At 73.2% G+C, this 17,591-nt stretch carries 11 protein-coding genes; 10 read left to right on the top strand and 1 reads right to left on the bottom strand.

What is annotated here, in order from left to right; translation table 11 throughout:
• Positions 1-245 precede the first annotated feature (245 nt).
• Positions 246-3,539 carry a right-handed parallel beta-helix repeat-containing protein gene (locus IF23_RS0104070; RefSeq protein ID WP_030279815.1) on the top strand — a complete coding sequence of 1,098 codons (3,294 nt, stop codon included), beginning with the start codon at positions 246-248 and terminating at the stop codon, positions 3,537-3,539.
• A gap of 209 nt (positions 3,540-3,748) precedes the next feature.
• Positions 3,749-5,083 carry a S8 family serine peptidase gene (locus tag IF23_RS0104065; protein WP_051739178.1) on the top strand — a complete coding sequence of 445 codons (1,335 nt, stop codon included), beginning with the start codon at positions 3,749-3,751 and terminating at the stop codon, positions 5,081-5,083.
• 515 nt (positions 5,084-5,598) lie between these two features.
• Here the strand turns inward: IF23_RS0104065 and eccCa are convergent.
• Complete coding sequence (eccCa, locus tag IF23_RS0104060; protein WP_030279813.1) at positions 5,599-9,567, bottom strand: type VII secretion protein EccCa; 3,969 nt, start codon at positions 9,565-9,567, stop codon at positions 5,599-5,601.
• Between the two features lie 274 nt (positions 9,568-9,841).
• Between eccCa and eccD the strand changes: the two genes are divergently transcribed.
• The 8 genes from eccD to IF23_RS0104020 all read left to right on the top strand — a co-directional run bounded on the left by eccD (position 9,842) and on the right by IF23_RS0104020 (position 17,413).
• Positions 9,842-11,230, top strand: coding sequence for a type VII secretion integral membrane protein EccD (gene eccD, locus IF23_RS0104055; RefSeq protein WP_030279812.1), 1,389 nt, complete (start codon positions 9,842-9,844; stop codon positions 11,228-11,230).
• Between the two features lie 51 nt (positions 11,231-11,281).
• A complete protein-coding gene (gene eccB / locus IF23_RS0104050; protein ID WP_030279811.1) occupies positions 11,282-12,754 on the top strand; it encodes a type VII secretion protein EccB in 1,473 nt (490 codons plus the stop codon).
• A 390-nt stretch (positions 12,755-13,144) separates the two neighbouring features.
• Entirely contained in the window at positions 13,145-13,486 is a 342-nt protein-coding gene (locus tag IF23_RS0104045; protein ID WP_030279810.1) for a WXG100 family type VII secretion target, read from the top strand.
• A gap of 85 nt (positions 13,487-13,571) precedes the next feature.
• Positions 13,572-13,862 (top strand): WXG100 family type VII secretion target, encoded by a 291-nt coding sequence (locus IF23_RS0104040; protein ID WP_030279809.1) that lies wholly within the window; start codon positions 13,572-13,574, stop codon positions 13,860-13,862.
• Positions 13,852-14,301, top strand: coding sequence for a hypothetical protein (locus tag IF23_RS0104035; RefSeq protein WP_030279807.1), 450 nt, complete (start codon positions 13,852-13,854; stop codon positions 14,299-14,301). The genes IF23_RS0104040 and IF23_RS0104035 overlap by 11 nt, the downstream gene beginning before the upstream one ends.
• Positions 14,302-14,474: 173 nt before the next feature.
• Positions 14,475-16,583: a hypothetical protein gene (locus IF23_RS0104030; RefSeq protein WP_030279805.1), complete on the top strand. Its 2,109-nt coding sequence runs from the start codon at positions 14,475-14,477 to the stop codon at positions 16,581-16,583.
• A 37-nt stretch (positions 16,584-16,620) separates the two neighbouring features.
• Complete coding sequence (locus IF23_RS0104025; protein WP_030279802.1) at positions 16,621-17,064, top strand: YbaB/EbfC family nucleoid-associated protein; 444 nt, start codon at positions 16,621-16,623, stop codon at positions 17,062-17,064.
• Positions 17,057-17,413 (top strand): hypothetical protein, encoded by a 357-nt coding sequence (locus IF23_RS0104020; protein ID WP_030279800.1) that lies wholly within the window; start codon positions 17,057-17,059, stop codon positions 17,411-17,413. Before IF23_RS0104025 ends, IF23_RS0104020 begins: the two co-directional genes overlap by 8 nt.
• Positions 17,414-17,591 lie beyond the last annotated feature (178 nt).

The raw sequence follows: 17,591 nt of genomic DNA, 5'->3' as shown, positions 1-17,591 counted from the left end.
ACCGGCCCACGGCCGCGCCTCCGGGGCGTGCCGTGCCGGGGTTTCGTCAGCACGGCGGAGCCGGGCGGTCCGCCGCATCCGGCGCCCCTCGGGAGTCTTCCGCCGCCACCGGCCGCCGCGCCGTCCGGCCCACCGGGCCGCGGGCGCGGGCGGCCCGAACACATCACACCGAATCAGGGAGCCGACCCGCTCCGGTGCACGACCGGTACGGTCGCCGACCCGATCCAGACGAAGGGGGAGCGGCGTTGGCCCGCCACCTGCTGATCGTGGACCCGGACGGGGTCGACGGACACCGCACCATCGCAGAAGCCATCCAGGCGGCCCGCAGCGGCGCCGTCATCAGTGTGCGGGCCGGGCGCTACGAGGAGAATCTCGTGGTGACCAAGATGGTCACGCTCGTCGCCCACGAGGCCGGGGCGGCCGTCGACATCGCGCCCCGCACCGGCAGCGCCGTCCAGGTGCTGGCCGAGGCCGTCAAACTCTCCGGACTGCGGCTGCGCAGCGACGACACGGAGCTGCCGGTCGTCGACGTACCGCGCGGACAGGCCGCCCTGGACGACTGCGAGATCACCGGCGCCTCCTGGACGGCGCTGCTCTCCCGTGAGGAGGGCTCCCTGGCGATGCGGAACTGCCATGTCGTCAACCAGGCGGGCGCCGGCATCGTCGACATCTCCCGCGCCCCCAGCATCATCGAGAACTGCCTCCTCGAACGCCTCGGCAGCTCCGGCGTGGTGATCGGCGAGGACGCCGACCCCGTGGTGCGCGGCTGCACCGTGCGCGACGCCCGCGGCAACGGCGTCCTCGCCAACGGCCGGGCCCGCGGCACCGTCGAGGACTGCACCCTGACCACCACCGGCAAACCGGCCGTCGCCCTGGAGGAGGACAGCGCCACCCGCCTCGCCCGCTGCCGACTGCGCGACACCGTCATCGGCCTGCACCTCTCCACCACCTCCCAGGCCACCGTCGAGGAGTGCACGGTCAGCGCCACCTCCAGCCACGGTGTGACACTCGGCGGCGACACCGACCCCGTACTGCGCGGCGTACGGGTGGAGCGGAGCGACGGTCACGGCATCGTCGTCTCCGGGCACGCCCGCGGCACCTTCACCGACTGCACCGTCGAGGACGCAGCGGGCTCCGGCGTGGTGACCGAGGAGTCCGCGGCACCGGTCCTGACCGGCCTCACGCTCCGCGGCTGCGCGGCGGAGAGCCTGTCGCTCGGCGGGGACGGCGCGGCCCGGGTGGACCGCGCCGAGATCCGCGCCGCGAAGGGCACCGCCGTCCTCATCGACGGTGCGGCCGCGCCGGTGCTGCGCCGGGTGACCGTCACCGACCCCGAGGGCCACGCCCTGGAGGTCCGGTCCACCGGCCGCGCCCAGATCGAGGACGCCGAGCTGACCGGCGCCGGACGGTGCGGCGTCGCCCTCGCCGAGGGCGCCCGGCCCACCCTCCAGGCCACGACGGTGCGCGGCGCCGCCCGCGCCGGGATCCTCGTCGGGGCGCGCGCCGCCGCAACCCTCCTCGACTGCGAGATCGACGCCGCCGGGGACGACGGCATCACGGTCGAGGAGGAGGGCGAACTGACCGCCGTCCGCAGCTGGGTGCACGGCGCCGAGGCCAACGGCGTACGCATCGGACCGAAGGCCCGCGGGGCGCTCAACGGCTGCCGCCTCACCGACAACACCGGCGACGGCGTCCGCGCCGAGAGCGACAAGCGGGTCCGGGTGACCGGCTGCACCGCCACCGGCAACGGCGGTGCGGGCGTCCGCCAGACCGCGCCCGACGGCGAGACCAGCGTCGAGGACCTGACCAGCGCCGACAACGCCGACCCGGACATCTGGGGCGCGGCCGCGGCCGCCGCGGGCCCGGGCGGCGGCGCCGACACCCACGGTCCGCTGGCCAAGCTCGACGCGCTTGTCGGGCTGCAGGGCGTCAAGGAGCAGGTCACCATGCTCGTCAACCTCAACCGGCTGGCCCGCCGCCGCCGCGAGGCCGGGCTGCCGGTGCCCCAGAACTCCCGCCATGTGGTCTTCGCGGGCCCGCCCGGCACCGGCAAGACCACCGTTGCCCGGCTCTACGGCTCGATCCTCGCCGCGCTCGGTGTGCTGCGCTCGGGCCATCTGGTGGAGGTCTCCCGCGCCGACCTGGTCGCCAAGATCGTCGGCGGTACGGCGCTGAAGACCACCGAGGTCTTCGAGAAGGCGCTGGGCGGCGTCCTCTTCATCGACGAGGCGTACACCCTCACCGCCCAGGAGGGCAGCGGCGCCAACTTCGGTCAGGAGGCCGTCGACACCCTCGTCAAGCTGATGGAGGACCACCGCGACGACGTCGTGGTCATCGCCGCCGGCTACACCTCGCAGATGAGCAACTTCCTCGACTCCAACCCGGGTCTGGGCTCGCGGTTCAGCCGCACCATCGAGTTCGAGAACTACACCGTCCCCGAGCTGGTCACCATCGTCCGCAAGCAGTGCGAGGCGCACCGCTACACGCTCGCCGAGGAGACCGAGAAGGCGCTCGCGGTGCACTTCGGGCGGATGCACAAGGACGAGTCGTTCGGCAACGCCCGCGCCGCCCGCAAGGTGTTCGAGGAGATGGTGGACCGGCAGGCGTTCCGGCTGGCGGAGATGGCCGAGGTGTCCCAGGCCGATCTGACCACCTTCGTCCCCTCCGACGTCGGCAAGCAGGCGGCCGCCGCGGTCGGCGCGGGCACCGTCCAGCAGGACAATGCGGCACTCGACGAGGTGCTGGGGCGGCTGCGCGCGATGACCGGCCTGGAGGCGGTCAAGAACGAGGTCGAGGACCTGGTCAACCTCCTCGGCACGGCCCGCAGGCGGCAGGCGGCCGGGCTGCCCGCCACCTCCGTCGGCCACCATCTGATCTTCGCCGGGCCGCCCGGCACCGGAAAGACCACCGTCGCCCGGCTCTACGGCGAACTCCTCGGCTCCCTGGGGGTGCTGCCCCGCGGCCAACTGGTGGAGGTGGCCCGCGCCGACCTCGTGGGCCGGTACGTCGGCCACACCGCCCAGCTGACCCGCGACGTCTTCGCCCGGGCCCGCGGCGGCGTCCTCTTCATCGACGAGGCGTACACCCTCACCCCGTCCGGCGGCGCCTCCAACGACTTCGGTCAGGAGGCGGTGGACACCCTCGTCAAGCTGATGGAGGACCACCGCGGCGATGTCGCGGTGGTGGCCGCCGGGTACTCCGGCGAGATGGCGCGCTTCCTCGCCTCCAACCCGGGCCTGGCCTCCCGCTTCTCCCGCACCGTCCACTTCGAGGACTACACCACCGACGAACTCCTCGCGATCGTCCGGAGCACCTGCGAACGGGACGGCTACGAATGCGTTCCGGAGACGGTGGAGGGCCTGCGCCGCCACTTCGAGGGGGTCGAGCGGGGCGCGGACTTCGGCAACGCCCGCTACGCCCGCAAGGTGATGGAGGCGATGGTCACCCGCCAGGCGAGCCGTCTGAGCCGGATGCCCGACGCGGGTCTCGACGAACTGCGCAGGCTGCTGCCGGAGGACCTGGCGAGCGCCAACCTGTGAGGGAACGGGCCCGGCGGGCCCAATGCCCCTCGCATACCCCCCACTTGTAGGTGGTGGGCGTTCCTCGGGACTGGGTGAATGGGAGGGCGTGGCGGCTCCTGCCGCCGTGCGCCGGACCGGGCGCGGGGGTGCCCGGCCGGTGCCGCCCCGTCCCGGCGTCCCGGGAGGGCGGGGGAACGGCTCTCGACGGAAGTAGGGGAACGCCACCGGTGGACAACTGCCCTGAGAACGCCGCCCGGTTCACCACCCGTGGCCGCACCGGGAAGCGACCGCCCGGCGCGCGGCGGACCCTGACGGCCGTCGCCGCGCTCGGGCTGCTCGCCGCGGGCGCCGCACCGGCGGCCGCGGACCCGGGCGACGGGGGGCTCTCGCTGCCGCAGATCCCCCGGGTGCTGGACGGCAAGGGCTGTACCGCACCGTCCGGGAAGAAGACCCCGGCGCCGCCCTGGCAGCAGGAACTTCTCCGGCCCGAGCTGGCCTGGGACCTCACCGAGGGCGACGGCACCACCGTCGCCGTCGTGGACACCGGCGTGGACGCGTCCGCGCCCGCCCTCGCCGGGCGGGTCAAGGCGGGCCCGGACGTCGTCGGGGGCGGTTCGGCGGGGACGGACTGTGTCGGCCACGGCACCTTCGTCGCCGGGCTGATCGCGGCGGCGAAACCGGCCGATGTCGGCTTCGCGGGCGTCGCGCCCAGCACCCATGTCCTGGCCGTCCGCGCCTCGTCGCACGACGGCACCGTCACCCCCGACCATCTCGCCGCCGGTATCGACGCGGCGGTGAAGGGCGGCGCGAAGGTGATCGAGGTGCCGGTGGCGCTGGCCTCCGGCAGCGCGAAGCTGACGGCGGCGGTACAGGCGGCCCGCGCCGAGGACGTACTGGTCGTCGCCCCCGCGTACGGGGACCAGCAGCAGGACCGGGACGCACCGGCGCCCGCCGCGTACCCGGCGCAGCTGCCCGGCGTGGTGGCGGTGGCCGCCCTCGCCCCGCCCGACGGCCTCCCCGACCAGCAACTCCCGCCGCGGACCGCACCGGTGCTCGCCGCGCCCGGCGACAACGTGCTGAGCATCGGGCCGCACGGGGAGGGGCACTTCGTGGGCAGCGGCGCCGACTACGCGTCCGCCTTCGTCGCCGGGACGGCGGCGCTGGTCCGCTCCTACCGGCCCGATCTGACGGCTGAACAGGTCACCTCCCGGCTCCGGCGGACCGCCTACGACCAGGGCGCGGGCCCGCTGGCCGGTTCGGGGACGGTGGACCCCGGACCGGCGGTCAGCGCCAATCTGAGCGCCGCCCGGCACGGTGCGGGCGGCGACGACGCGATGGCGCTGCGGCTGCCCGCCGCGCCGTCCCGGGTCGCCGCGCACCGCGCCTGGATCATCGCCGGGGCGTCGGCCGCCCTGCTGGCCCTGGTGGGCCTCGTCGCCGTCGTCGTTCCGCGGGGCAGGCGCCGCGGTTGGCGCCCCGGCCGGTTCGCCGTCGGCCCTACGGGCGGTGCCGCGCCCGGTCAGGATCCGGCCGGTACCGGCGCGGCGGCTTCCGGAGTCTGAGCCCGAGCACGGAGTGAGGGAGCGCCCGGGGCGGAACCGCCCCGGGCGCCTTCGCTGTTCCCGGGCGGTGGGGCGCCGGGTCGGAGCGTCCCGTATCGGCCAACCGCGGGCCGAGTCGGCCGGATCCGGGCCTTGTCGCCGTGCCCGACCGGGGGAGTGCGGGGCGGTGGCGCCGGGCCGGTGCGGTGCGCGGCGGGCGCCGGGGGCGGACATCGGCCCGGCGGGTGTGACCGTGCTGTGCAGAAGCGGGTGAATTCCTGGGACGGCGTGCGTTTTTCCCGCCGCTCCGCGCCCACCCTTTCCCCGTTCCTCCGCGATATCGGAGCCGTAAACCCTCCACCTGGGGGTGGCATTACCGGGATTACGTTCCGGAGAAATAGCGGGACGGTCGGGAAAAGGGCGCCGGATTATCCGGCAAGGGCGCGAGAAGGCCCGTCTGATGTGCAAGAGCAAAGCCCCGCGCGGATGCCGGGAAGGGATCCGCGCGGGGCCGTGGCGGGCGCCGGGGCCGTCGCTCAGGAGGCGTCGGGGGCCCGGAGCATCGCGGTCTGCACCTGGGTCGTGCCGCGGCGGGTGGTGTAGAGCCCGCGCCCGGTCGTCATGGTGCGCGGCTTCACACCGGGCAGGAACATCCCCTCCGACGGCGGGCAGGACAGCATCAGCGCCGGGGTGTTGGCCTCCAGCAGCTTCCGCAGCAGCGGGTCACCCATGCCGCGGGAGGCACCGTTGGCGCTGCGCGCCACGATGAGGTGCAGGCCCAGTTCGTTGCCCTGCGGCAGGAACTCCATCAGCGGCGCGAACGGGCTCGGGCCGGACACCCCGCCGCCCCCGACCATCTCGAAGTCGTCGACCACCAGGAAGAGCTGCGGTCCGGTCCACCAGTCGCGGCGGCCCAGCCGCTCCGGGGTGATCTCCGGGCCGGGCACCCGGTCCTTCATCGCCCGCGCCACGCTCTCGATCATCTTCCGCAGCTTGTCGGTGGAGACCGCGTACCCGAGCCGCGACTCCTCGGGGACCGCGGGCGCCAGCGACCGCCGGTAGTCCACCAGCATGATCCGGCCCTCGTCGGGGCCGTACCGCTGCGTCACCGCGCGGCAGATCAGCGACAGCAGGTTGGTCTTGCCGGTCTCCGCGTCGCCGATGACGATGAGGTGCGGATTGGCCTCGAAGTCGTGCCGGAGCGGCTCCAGCCGCTGGTCCTCCAGGCCCAGCGGTACCCGCAGATCGCCGTCGGGCGCCGGGAGCGTCGCCGCGTCCAGCTCCAGCGGCAGCATCCGCACCGCGGGCGCCGCCGGTCCGTCCCAGGCCGCCTTGACCCGGCTCACCAGCTCCGTCACGCCCTCGGCGAGCGAGGCGACCTGCGGGTCGCCGTCCAGCCGCGGCAGCGCGGTGAGGAAGTGCAGCCGCTCATCGGTCAGACCGCGGCCGGGGATCTTCGGGACGGTGTCCGCCGCCCGCATGTTGATCACCGAGTCGACCGGGTCGCCCATCCGCAGCTCGAAGCGGGTGCCGAGCTGGTCGCGGAGGGCGCTGCCGATCTCCGACCACCGCGACGACGCGATGATCAGGTGGACACCGAAGCTCAGCCCCCGCGACGAGATGAGGTTGAAGGCGGGCACCAGATCCATGAAGTCCTGCCGCACCGTGCTCCAGCCGTCCACGACCAGGAACACGTCGCCGTACCGCTCGTCGACCGGCTCACCGGCGGCGCGGCGGCGCCGGAAGTCGTCCATCGACTCGATGCCCAGCTCCGCGAACTGCCGCTCGCGCCGTGCGATGACCGCCGTGACCTCGGCCACCGTACGGACCACCCGCTCCGGGTCGAGGCGCCCGGTGACACCGCCGACGTGCGGCAGCCCGGACAGCCCGGACAGCGAACCGCCACCGAAGTCCAGGCAGTAGAACTGCACCTCGCGCGGGGTGTGGGTGAGCGCCAGCGCGGCGATCAGGGTGCGGACCAGATTGCTCTTGCCGCTCTGCGGACCGCCCGCGACGGCGACATGGCCACCGGCGCCCGACAGATCGGCCGTCAGCGGGTCGCGCCGCTGGTCGAAGGGGCGGTCGACGACGCCGACCGGCACGGTCAGCCGGGGCCCGTCCGCCGCACCGGCCGGTGCCAGACCCCGCCCGGGCGTCCCGGTCAGCGGCGGCAGCAGCCCGTCCAGCGTCGGCGCGAGGTCCAGCGGCGGCAGCCACACCCGGTGCGCGGGGGCGGCGTCCGGCTCCCGCAGCCGCTCCACCGCGACGGAGAGCAGGCTCGGCGCCGACTCGTCCGTCTCCTCCGGCAGCTCCTCGACCGCCTGCGGCAGCTGCCGCTGCGGCACCCACGCGGTGCTGAACGGCACCACCTGGCCCGCCACGACCGCCTGCTGCGCGGCCCGCCGGACCGGGCGGTAGGACCCGGACACATAGGCCGCCTTGAAGCGGGTCAGCGTGCCCACGTCGTTCTTGAGCAGACCGCTGCCCGGCTGGGACGGCAGGTTGTACGCGTCGGGCACACCGAGCACCCCGCGGCTCTCCATCGCGGAGAACGTCCGCAGGCCCACGCGGTACGACAGATGCGACTCCAGCTGGTGCATCCGGCCCTCGTCGAGGCGCTGCGAGGCGAGCAGCAGATGGACGCCGAGGCTGCGGCCGAGGCGGCCGATCATCACGAACAGCTCCATGAAGTCGCGGTGCGCGGCGAGCAGTTCGCTGAACTCGTCGACGACCACGAACAGCGTCGGCAGCGGCGCGAGATCCGCGCCGCCCTCCCGGGCCCGCTCGTACTCCAGCGCGGAGGAGTAGTTGCCCGCCTTCCGCAGCAGCTCCTGGCGGCGGATCAGCTCGCCGTGCAGCGCGTCCTTCATCCGCTCGACCAGCGCGGTCTCGTCGGCGAGGTTGGTGATGACCGCGGAGGTGTGCGGCAGCTCGTCCAGCCCGAGGAAGGTCGCGCCGCCCTTGAAGTCGACGAGGATGAAGTTGAGCGTCTCCGACGAGTGGGTCAGCGCCAGCGAGAGCACCAGGGTGCGCAGCAGCTCCGACTTGCCGGAGCCGGTCGCCCCGATCAGCATGCCGTGCGGGCCCATTCCGCCCTGCGCGGACTCCTTGATGTCCAGCTCGACCGGCCCGCCGTCCGCCGACAGCCCGATCGGCACCCGCAGCCGCTCCCCGCCGGAGCGCCGCCGCAGCCGGTCCAGCGCCGCCGACCGGAGATCGGCGATGCCCAGCAGACCCGCCAGGTCCATGTCCTCCTGGAGCGGCTGGTCGCTCTGGGCGCGCACACCGGGCCGGTACGACGCGACGGTGGCGGCCAGCGCCCGGGCGGCGGCCGTGCCCAGCTGCTCGGGGCGGCCGATCGCGGTCTCGGTCTCCTTGCCGTTGCGGTCGGTGCCGATCATGTGGAGCGTGCCGTCGCCGGAGCGCAGCCGCAGCACCTGCCGGGCGTGCTGCCGGTCCAGCACCCCGCGCACGTCCAGCACCACGGTGTTGGCGTAGCCCGCGCCCGCCACCCGCGCGCCCTGCGGCACGTTCGCGGTGTCCAGCACGATCACGGTGTACGGCTCGTCGCGGCTCGGCTCCCGCTCCGCGTCGAACTTCGGCCGCTGCGCGAACTCCTCACCGAGCAGCGACTCCAGCTCCGAGACGGTGTCGATGACCAGCCGGGCGGCGCCCGCGCCGTCCGTCTCGGCGGGGTGGTGCACATGCGGCAGCCACTTCGCCCACTCCCACTCCGTGCGCGCCTCGCCGTCCGCGACGATCACGATGTCCAGCTCCCGGGGCGCGTGCAACACCGCCAGCTGGGCCAGGAGCGCCCGCACCGTGCTGCGGGAGACCGCCTCGTCACCGCGGAGCACGATCTGCGCGTAGGTCCGCAGCCGCACGGCGACCGGCTGTTCGGCGACCGTGCCGTACGCCCGGATGAAGCGGCGCAGCGCGTGCGCGCAGAGCGGTTCGAGGTCTTCGACGGGCTTGGTCGACAGCGGGGAGAGGGTGAGCGCCAGAGCCTGGGAGCCGCGGGCGATACGGACCTCGGCGAAGTCCTCGTGGGTCAGCCGGCGCTCCCACAGCCGGCTGGTGCGGGCCAGCGACCACAGGGCGGGCGGTTCGGGGTGCTGCCAGGCCAGCGCCTGCCGCTGCTGGGTGATCACCTTGCGGACCCGGCGGCGGGTGGTGGAGAGGTAGCGCAGATAGTCCCGGCGCTCGCCGCGCAGCTTGCGCTTGCGGTCCTGGGAGGTGCGCAGGAACTGCGTGACCAGCATCCCGACGGCGGAGAGCGCCATCATGCCGATCGCGACGTAGGTCAGCGCCCCGCCGCCACCGCCCGGCTTGAGGAAGATCAGCACCATGCCCATCGAGCTGAGCGCCATGGGCAGGTACATGAGCATGCCGGACACGGCGCTCTGCGGCTCGGGCAGGGTCGGCGGTTCCTGCAGGCTCAGCTCACCCTGCGGGAGTTGGGGCCCCGGCCTTCGTGGGGGGCGGCGGAATGTGACGGTGCTCAAGACGGACCTTCCTTCGGGAGGGGGCCGTATCCCGCGCTGCCCGGCGGCCGGTGCGGACCACCGGGCGCGGAAGCGAGGACACTTCGCAGATGCGATGGAGCAAATGGCGGTTAAGGAAAGAGAGATCGGGAGGCGGTGACCGGATGGTTCCGGATGCATCTTCCGCTCTCGGGAGTACCCTCTGTGATCGCATTACTGATAAGCAGTCACGATAGTGTTCTCCTCAATCCGCGTCGACCCGGAGGAATTTCCGGGACGAAGAGAGCGAGCCGCCGTGAGCGACACCACCGTCGGCCTGTGCCGACTCACCGTCCGAGCCCCCGACCGGGCCTTCGACATCGGCGTGCCCGTCGACGTCCCCGTCGCCGACCTGCTGCCGGTCCTCGTCGACTACGCGGGCGACGACCTGCACGAGGCGGGGCTGGAGCAGGGCGGCTGGGCGATCCAGCGCCTCGGCCGCCCCCCGCTCGACGACGAAGGCACCCCCCGCACCCTGGAGTTGCGCGACGGCGAGACCCTCTACCTCCGCCCCCGCAACGAGACGCTGCCCGAAGTCGCCTACGACGACCTCGTCGACGGGGTCGGCGACGCCCTGCGGGCACGCCCCGACTCCTGGCGCCCCGAACTCACCCGCCGCCTCCTCCTCGGTCTGACCGCCACCGCCCTCACCGTCGCCCTCACCGTCCTCGCCCTGCCCGGCCCGGCCACCCTGCGCGCCGTGCTCGGCGCCGGACTCGCGCTCCTGCTGATCGGCTGCTCCGGCGCCGCGTCCCGCGCCGTCGGCGACGCCTCGGGCGGCGCGGTCCTCGGCATCATGGCCGTGCCCGGCATGGCGCTCGCCGGAGCCCTGGTGCCCACCGGCGGGGAGCCCGAAGTCCTGCTGGGCGCACGGCTGCTGGCCGCGGGCGCCGCCGGGGCCGGTGCCTCCGTGCTCGCCCTCGCCGCCGTCGCCGCCTGCGCCCCGCTCTTCCTCGGCGCGCTGACCGTCAGCCTCTTCGTCGCCGTGGGCGGCGGCGCCGTCGTCGCCGGACTGCCCCTCGCACACGCCGCGGGCGTCGTCGTCCTGCTGGTCCTCATCTGCGGCGGTCTCGTCCCCGGCCTCGGCTTCCGGCTCTCCGGGCTGCGGCTGCCGGTGCTGCCCGCCAACGCCGACCAGCTCCAGGAAGGCATCGACCCGCACCCCGCCGAGCACGTCAACTCCCGCGCCGTCCTCGCCGACACCTATCTGACCGGCCTCTACGCCGCCCTGGGCCTGGTCTCCGCCGGTTGCCTCACCGCACTGCTCACCGCCCCCGCCACGGACAGCTGGCCGCCCCTGGTGTGCGCCTGCGTGCTGAGCCTGCTCCTGCTGCTCCACTCCCGCCACTTCGGCAGCCTCTGGCAGCGCCTGGCGATGGTGCTGCCCGGCGCCTACGGACTCGCCCTCGCCGCCACGGCGGGCGCGACGGGGCTGGGGCTCCCCGCCCGCCTGGCGCTGATCGCGGTGCTGCTCGCCGCGGGCGCGGTGGCCGCCGTCGCCGCCTGGACGGTGCCCGGCCGCCGCCTCGTGCCGTACTGGGGCCGCATCGGCGACCTGCTGCACACCACGACCGCCGTCGTCCTCGTCCCGCTGGCGATCCTCGTCGCCGGTATCTACCAGCAACTGCGCGCCGTCAACGGCTGATCCGGCCCGCCGTATCGCCGCCGGCCGCCCGGCCGGGGAAGGGGAAAAGACATGCAATCCAGGCGGGACCAGGTCCAGGCCCACCTGTTCGTGATGAGCCGGTTGTCGGCGGGCATGCTCCGCGTCGAGCCGGACGCCGCCGACGCCCCCAGCGCCCGTACCAAACGCGGCCTGATCGGCGGCACCGTCGTCGCGGTCCTCGTCGGCATCGGCGTGGCGCTCTACGGCGTCATCTCCCCGGGCGGCGCCACCTCCTGGCGCAAACCGGGCACCCTCGTCCTCGTCGACGACTCCACCACCCGCTACCTCTACGCCGACAACGCCCTGCACCCGGTGCTCAACGAGGCGTCGGCGAAGCTCGTCGCCGGTGACCGGCTGACCGTGCAGCACGTCAGCGCCGCCTCCCTCGGCGGCACCCCGCACGGCGCGCCCGTCGGCATCGTCGGCGCCCCCGACTCGGTGCCCGCGCCCGACGCACTGGACACCGGCGCCTGGCTGGCCTGCGCCGGACACCTCACCAACGCCTACGGCAAGAAGCGCGAGGCGCTGAGCCTGGCCGTCGGCAGCACCGAGGTCGGCGACGCCCTCGACGACAACACCGGCACGCTGGTGACCTCGCCCTCCGGCGGTGTGCAGCTGCTCTGGCACGGCACCCGGCACCGCGTCGACACCGAGCACGGCGCCCACTCCGCCGTCGGCTGGTCCGGCGTCTCGCCCCTGCCGGTCAAGGACGAGTTCCTCAACACCCTCTCCGCGGGCATCGACGTGGCCTCGCCGCCCGTCCCGGACCGCGGCACCGACGGACCCGAACTGGCCGGTGCCCCCACCCGCGTCGGCCAGCTGTTCACCGGCTCCGACGGCCAGCACTACGTCCTGCAGAGCCAGGGCCTCGTCCCGCTCACCCCGCTCCTGTTCGACCTGCTGCGCGGCGACCCCCGCACCCAGAAGGACGCGTACGACGGCGCGCCCGTCCAGCCGCGCGCCATCGGACCGGCCGACCTGTCGGCGCACCAGGCGTCCTCCGGTCCGGGCGCCTCCCTGGCCGAAGGTCTCCCGGCGACGGCGCCCCGGCTGGTCACCGCGGGCGCCGCACAGAGCGTGTGCACCAAGGTCACCCCGGGCCGCGGGAGCAAGGGCCCCACGACCGGCGTCGTCGTCCTCGACAGCAAGGACGTCCCGGCGGGCGCGCCCAACGCCCAGCCCGGCATCCAGGCGGCGTGTCTGCCGTCCGACCGGGTCTGGGTCCGGCCGGGCAGCGGGGTGCTGGTGCGGTCGCTGTCCTCGGCGGGCGCCGGGGCCGCCGACTACCTCGTCACCGACGCCGGTGCGGCCTACCCGCTCAGCGCCGAGGCCGCCAAGCAGTTCGGCTACGACCAGACCCAACCCGCCACCGTTCCCGGCCAGTTGGTGAAGCTGCTGCCGACCGGACCGCGGCTCGACCCGACACGGATCGCCAAGGGCGGCATCGTGCCCGCCGCCGCGTCCTCGGCCACCGGTTGCGCGCCCTCCGGTGCCGGTTCATGAGCCGTGACGGAGAGGCCGGGAAAAGGGATTTCCGAACATCAGCCTTTGGTATGACTACACCCCGTACCCTCGTCGTTACCCTGGATTCGATGTTGTTTCCCGAAGCTGATTCCCTCGTGAAGTCGGCGTCGTGGCAGCCGGATTACCGGCGTATCTCCTGCCGTCGCGCAGGTGCACGTGCCGGTGGTGTCGGCGATTCCCTGGCAGCGACACCGGGCCGAAGAGCCCGGGAGCGGCGCGCCCGGAGAACGTGAATTCCCCGCGAAGGGTTCCGCCCACCTTTCGTCTGCGTTGTCCGGAGCGCACCGCGGCGTCGTTCCCGACGTCGTCGACATATGTCCCCAACCCCCAGCTTTTTTCGGAGAGGACGACCCCATGAGTGCCGGTGGCATGGAAAAGAAGGATGAGGACATTCGGCAGGCGCTTTCGCTGCTGAATGAACAGATGGGCAAGATGCGCACCGCCGGGCAGACGGTGGAGACCACCGTCCAGTCCGTCGCCCGGAACTTCGATTCCGGCGCCAGCCGGCAGTTCCAGACGAAGATGCAGGAATGGATCGAGACGTACAACCAGGTGTCGCAGAAGGTGAACACCCTGCACGACAACCTCGAAGCCGCCAACCAGACGCTCAACACGGGTGACACGGACGCACACGACCTGGCCGCCGGGTGGAACACCGGTGGCGGCGACCTCGACAACATCCACGGTGTGCTCGGCGGCTCCGCTTCCTGACGCCGCCCCGCGGCACCACCGCCCCGCAGGCGACAGCGCGGTCGGGGCACCTCTCACCTCATCCCTCAGCCTCGCGAGGAGCGACATGTCCTTCCGGATGGAAACCCAAGAGCTGGAAAACGACATCGAAGATCTGGACACCGCCAACCGGAGCATGGTCGACGCGCTGAACGCCATGAAGGACGATCTGGCGCCGCTGCTCCGGAGTACGCGCGGTACCACGGCGGACGCCTGGAACGAGGTGCAGCGCAATCTCGACAACCAGATCCACGCGCTGAACTCCTCGCATTCGCAGGGTGTCAACGTGCTCCGCGAAATCAGGGAGACCATGCTCCTGGCCGACCGGAACGGTGGGAACCAGGTCCATGGCGGATGAGGAGCACGGCTCCGGCACCGGCCGGGTGAAGATCACCGAGGGATATCTCGAAAACTTCGCCCAGCAACGGATCCAAGACTTCATCATGGGTCTGCGGGACAACGACGACTACCGCAACATCGACGGTTTCGGTGGCGGCGCGGCCGGTCCCGGCGGCTATGCCAAGCTCCTCGCCGGGAGCAAGGATTTCCCCGCAGGCCAGGAACTCCAGCAGCGGTACGCGGCATTCTGCAAGGGCCTGAAGCAGGAATTGGACCGCTTCGCGCAGTCCATGACCGATCTGTCGAAGGACCTGTTGTCGGTGCACCAGGTCCTCGACAAGGCGGAGGCGGACACCGAATTGTCCGCGTCGCAGATGATGCAGGACCTCCAGGACATCCTGAACGGCTTCGGCGGCAAGACCCCGCCGTCGCAGGGGAATTCCACGGGAACCGCGTAGCGACCGCCCGCAGCGGCGGACCATGTCCGGCGAGCAATGATCGACGACACACCGGCCCCGCCCCGGGCGGCCCCCAGCGGCCCGTCCGGTGACGGGGACCGGCCGGAGAGGGACCACCAGGTGAACCGGTACGGGCCGAAGGGACGGGCGCGCGCGTGAACTGGGGAGAGGCGATGAAAGCCTTCGCCGGCAGCGGGCAGAACGTGACGGACAGTTCGGCGGTCGGGACCGACGGCACCCCGAGCTGGCTGTCGGGGTTCACCACCGGCACCTCGCTCGCCGGTGGCGCGGACATGGCACACGGCCAGGACGTGTGGTGGTCCTTCCGCTTCTCCACGGGCTCCAGCGATCTGGAGTACTTCCTCGGCGCCACCATGGACTGGGGTGGTCTGGACTCCGGACCGTTCCACCAGTTCGTGCAGCAGCCCGAGGCGATCCTCGGGCCGATCGCCGGTTCCCTCAAGGGCAACGACGTCGCCAGCCTGGGAAGTTTCGACACCGCCGGAATCACCCTGCGCGGTCTGGAGCGGCGGCTCGAAGGGGCCCGCGGCATCCTCGACGCCTGGGCCCGTGAGGTCAACGAGGACGACTCCAACTGGCAGGGCAGCGCGGCGGGCGTCTTCCGGACGGTGCTGCACGGCATGGCCGACGAACTCGATCGGCTGCGCGTCGAGATGACCACCCCGCGCGACATCGCCGCGGAGCTGGACCGCACCCGCACCCAGATGCACGACACGCTCACCGCGCTGCTCGCCGCCCACCGGGACTGGCGGGCCGACCGGATGGCCTGGCCGGTCAACGCGGTGCACGACGCGTTGCAGGAGGCGATGCAGGGCGCCACCGTCAGCTTCGGCTACCAGACCGTGGGCGACGGCAGCAACCCGGAGCCCAAGGTCACCTCCTCGTACGGGGATCCGAGTACGCAGGAGTTCTGGGACCGGGTGCAGTCGCGGGCGAAGGCGCTGTGGCTGGCGAACGTCAACACCCGGCTCGACCAGCCCGCCGGGCAGCACATGGACGCGCTCACCACGACCGTCGGCTCCACCAGCACCGCGATCCCGCAGCAGCTCACCCCGCTGCAGCTCAGGATGCCCGGCGGCGGTGCGGGCGGCGGCAACGCGTTCGGTACGAACACCAACCCGTTCGGTACGGGCACCGACCGCAAGGAACTGCCGCCGGACATGCAGCAGTACCTCAAGAACAACGGGTACGGCACCGGCACCGGACCCGACGGCGCCGGTGGCCCGGACGGCTCCGGAACCGGTCCGGACGGGGCCGGTGGTACGGACTCCTCGGTGGACGAGCACGGCAAGGGCGACGGCGTACAGCCGCCCGGCGGCGGCTCGGGCGAGGACGGTCCCGAGGGCGCGAAGACCCCGCCGGACGTCAAGCAGTTCGCGCAGCAGCTCGGCGGCGGCACGGGCGGCACCAGCGGCACCGGCGACGGCACCGCGAACGGGCAGGGCGGCGACGGCGACAAGACCGGGCACCTCCCGCCGGGCGTGCTGCCGCCCCCGCCGCCGCCGAAGATCCAGCCGCCGATGACCGGATCCAGCAGTGACCGGTCCGGCCTGAAGACCTCCCCGTACGGCTCCGGCGGTGGCTCCGCGAAGCTGGTCGGGCCGGACGGCAAGGCGGTCACCGACAGGAACGGGCACGCGGTCGACGTCCCCCGCGGCTCCAAGGTCAACGCCGACGGGACCGTCACCCGCCCCGACGGCACGCTCGCCACCGACCGCAACGGCAATCCGCTCACCGTGCCGCGCGGCACCAAGCTCCACTCCACGGTGGAGCCGCCGCACGACGGTTCGGTGTGGCGCGAGCGGAAGGCGCCCGAGAACTTCCAGCTGCCCGGGGGCAAGGGCGGCGGGGCCGGTGGCGGCGCCCATCCGCCGGTGATGCCGCGCGGTCTGAGCACCGTCAGCGGTCTGGGTGGCGGCGGCGAGGGCGGTGGCCGCGGGGTGTCGCCCGGCGAGGTGCAGCCCCCGCGCACCGGCATGAGCCCGAAGGCGTTCAAGAACGGCGGTTCGCTGCCGCCCCCGCCGCCCGAGGAGATGCCCCCGGGGGGCCGCGGTGGCCGGGGCGGCGCGCTCCAGGAGGCCACCTCGATGGGGCGGTCCACCTCGTCCGGCTCCCCGATGGTCCCGCCGATGGGCGGCGGCGGGGCAGGCGCGGGCGGCGCCGGTCAGGGCGGCGACCGGGAGCGCGCGACCTGGGTCGACGAGGAGGAAGAGGTGTGGGGCACCGACGGCGGCGCCACACCGGGCGTGATCGGCCGATGACCGCACGGACAGTGGCAGACGAACGGAAGGGCAGGCGATGAGCCCCGGATTCCAGGACCAGGTCGACCAGATGATGGGACGGCTGGCCGAGCACCGCGACCGGCTGCGGGAGACACAGGAGCGGCTGGCGCAGGAGACCGTCAAGGTCACCTCGAAGAACCGGGCGGTCACCGTGGTGATGGGCACCCGCTCGGACGTCCGCGAGATCAAGTTCCACGGCGAGCAGTACCGCACCATGGCCCCGGCCGAACTGGGCCGGACGCTGGTGCAGTTGCTGGAGCAGGCCCGCGCCGAGGTGCACTCCAAGGTGCACAGCGCCGTCGCGCCGTTCACCGGCTTCGGCGACGAGATCCGCGAGTCGATGCTCGGCGGTACGGAACAGTTCAAGGCCATGCAGGACGCCCGGAAGATGTGGCCGCAGCAGGGCGCGGCCGGTGCCGCCCGGCGCGGCGGCGACGACGAGGACGAGACCGATGGCTGAGGAGATCCGGACCACCGACGATCTGAAGCGGCTGTTCGGCGAGTACCCGCACCTCGCCGAGTCCATCAAGGCGCTCAACGCGGACGTGGCGGAGATCAACCGCCTCAACACCGAGGGCGCCGGGCGCGACGACGAGGTCCACGACCAGTACATGGACAACGCCGGGCCCGGCACCCACGCCCTGGAGGCGGTGGTCAAGCTGATGTCCGACCTCACCGACTCCACCGGTCAGTCCGGGGAGAACATCATGAAGATCTTCGACGCGGCCAAGCGGGACAGCGAGGAGCTGGTCCAGGCGTGGAAGGCCATGGACACCCAGGGCGAGGAGAAGGGCACGGAGAAGCACTAGCGTCCGCCCGCGCCCGCGCACCGCCCGCACCGGGGAGACGGGGCGGGCGCGCGGGCGTCCCCGCCGTCCCGGTCCCGCCGCCTCGTCCCGTCCCCGTTCTCCGTGTCCCCGCACTCGCCGTGCACTCCGTCATGCGGGCCCGCCGCCCGTGGTTCCAGAAAGGGGTCGGCCGTGGCCC

It is taken from the genome of Streptomyces catenulae, assembly GCF_000718015.1.
Classification (GTDB): Bacteria; Actinomycetota; Actinomycetes; order Streptomycetales; family Streptomycetaceae; genus Streptomyces; species Streptomyces catenulae.
Note: the sequence above shows the minus strand (reverse complement) of the source record. Positions and strands in the feature narration are given on the sequence as shown.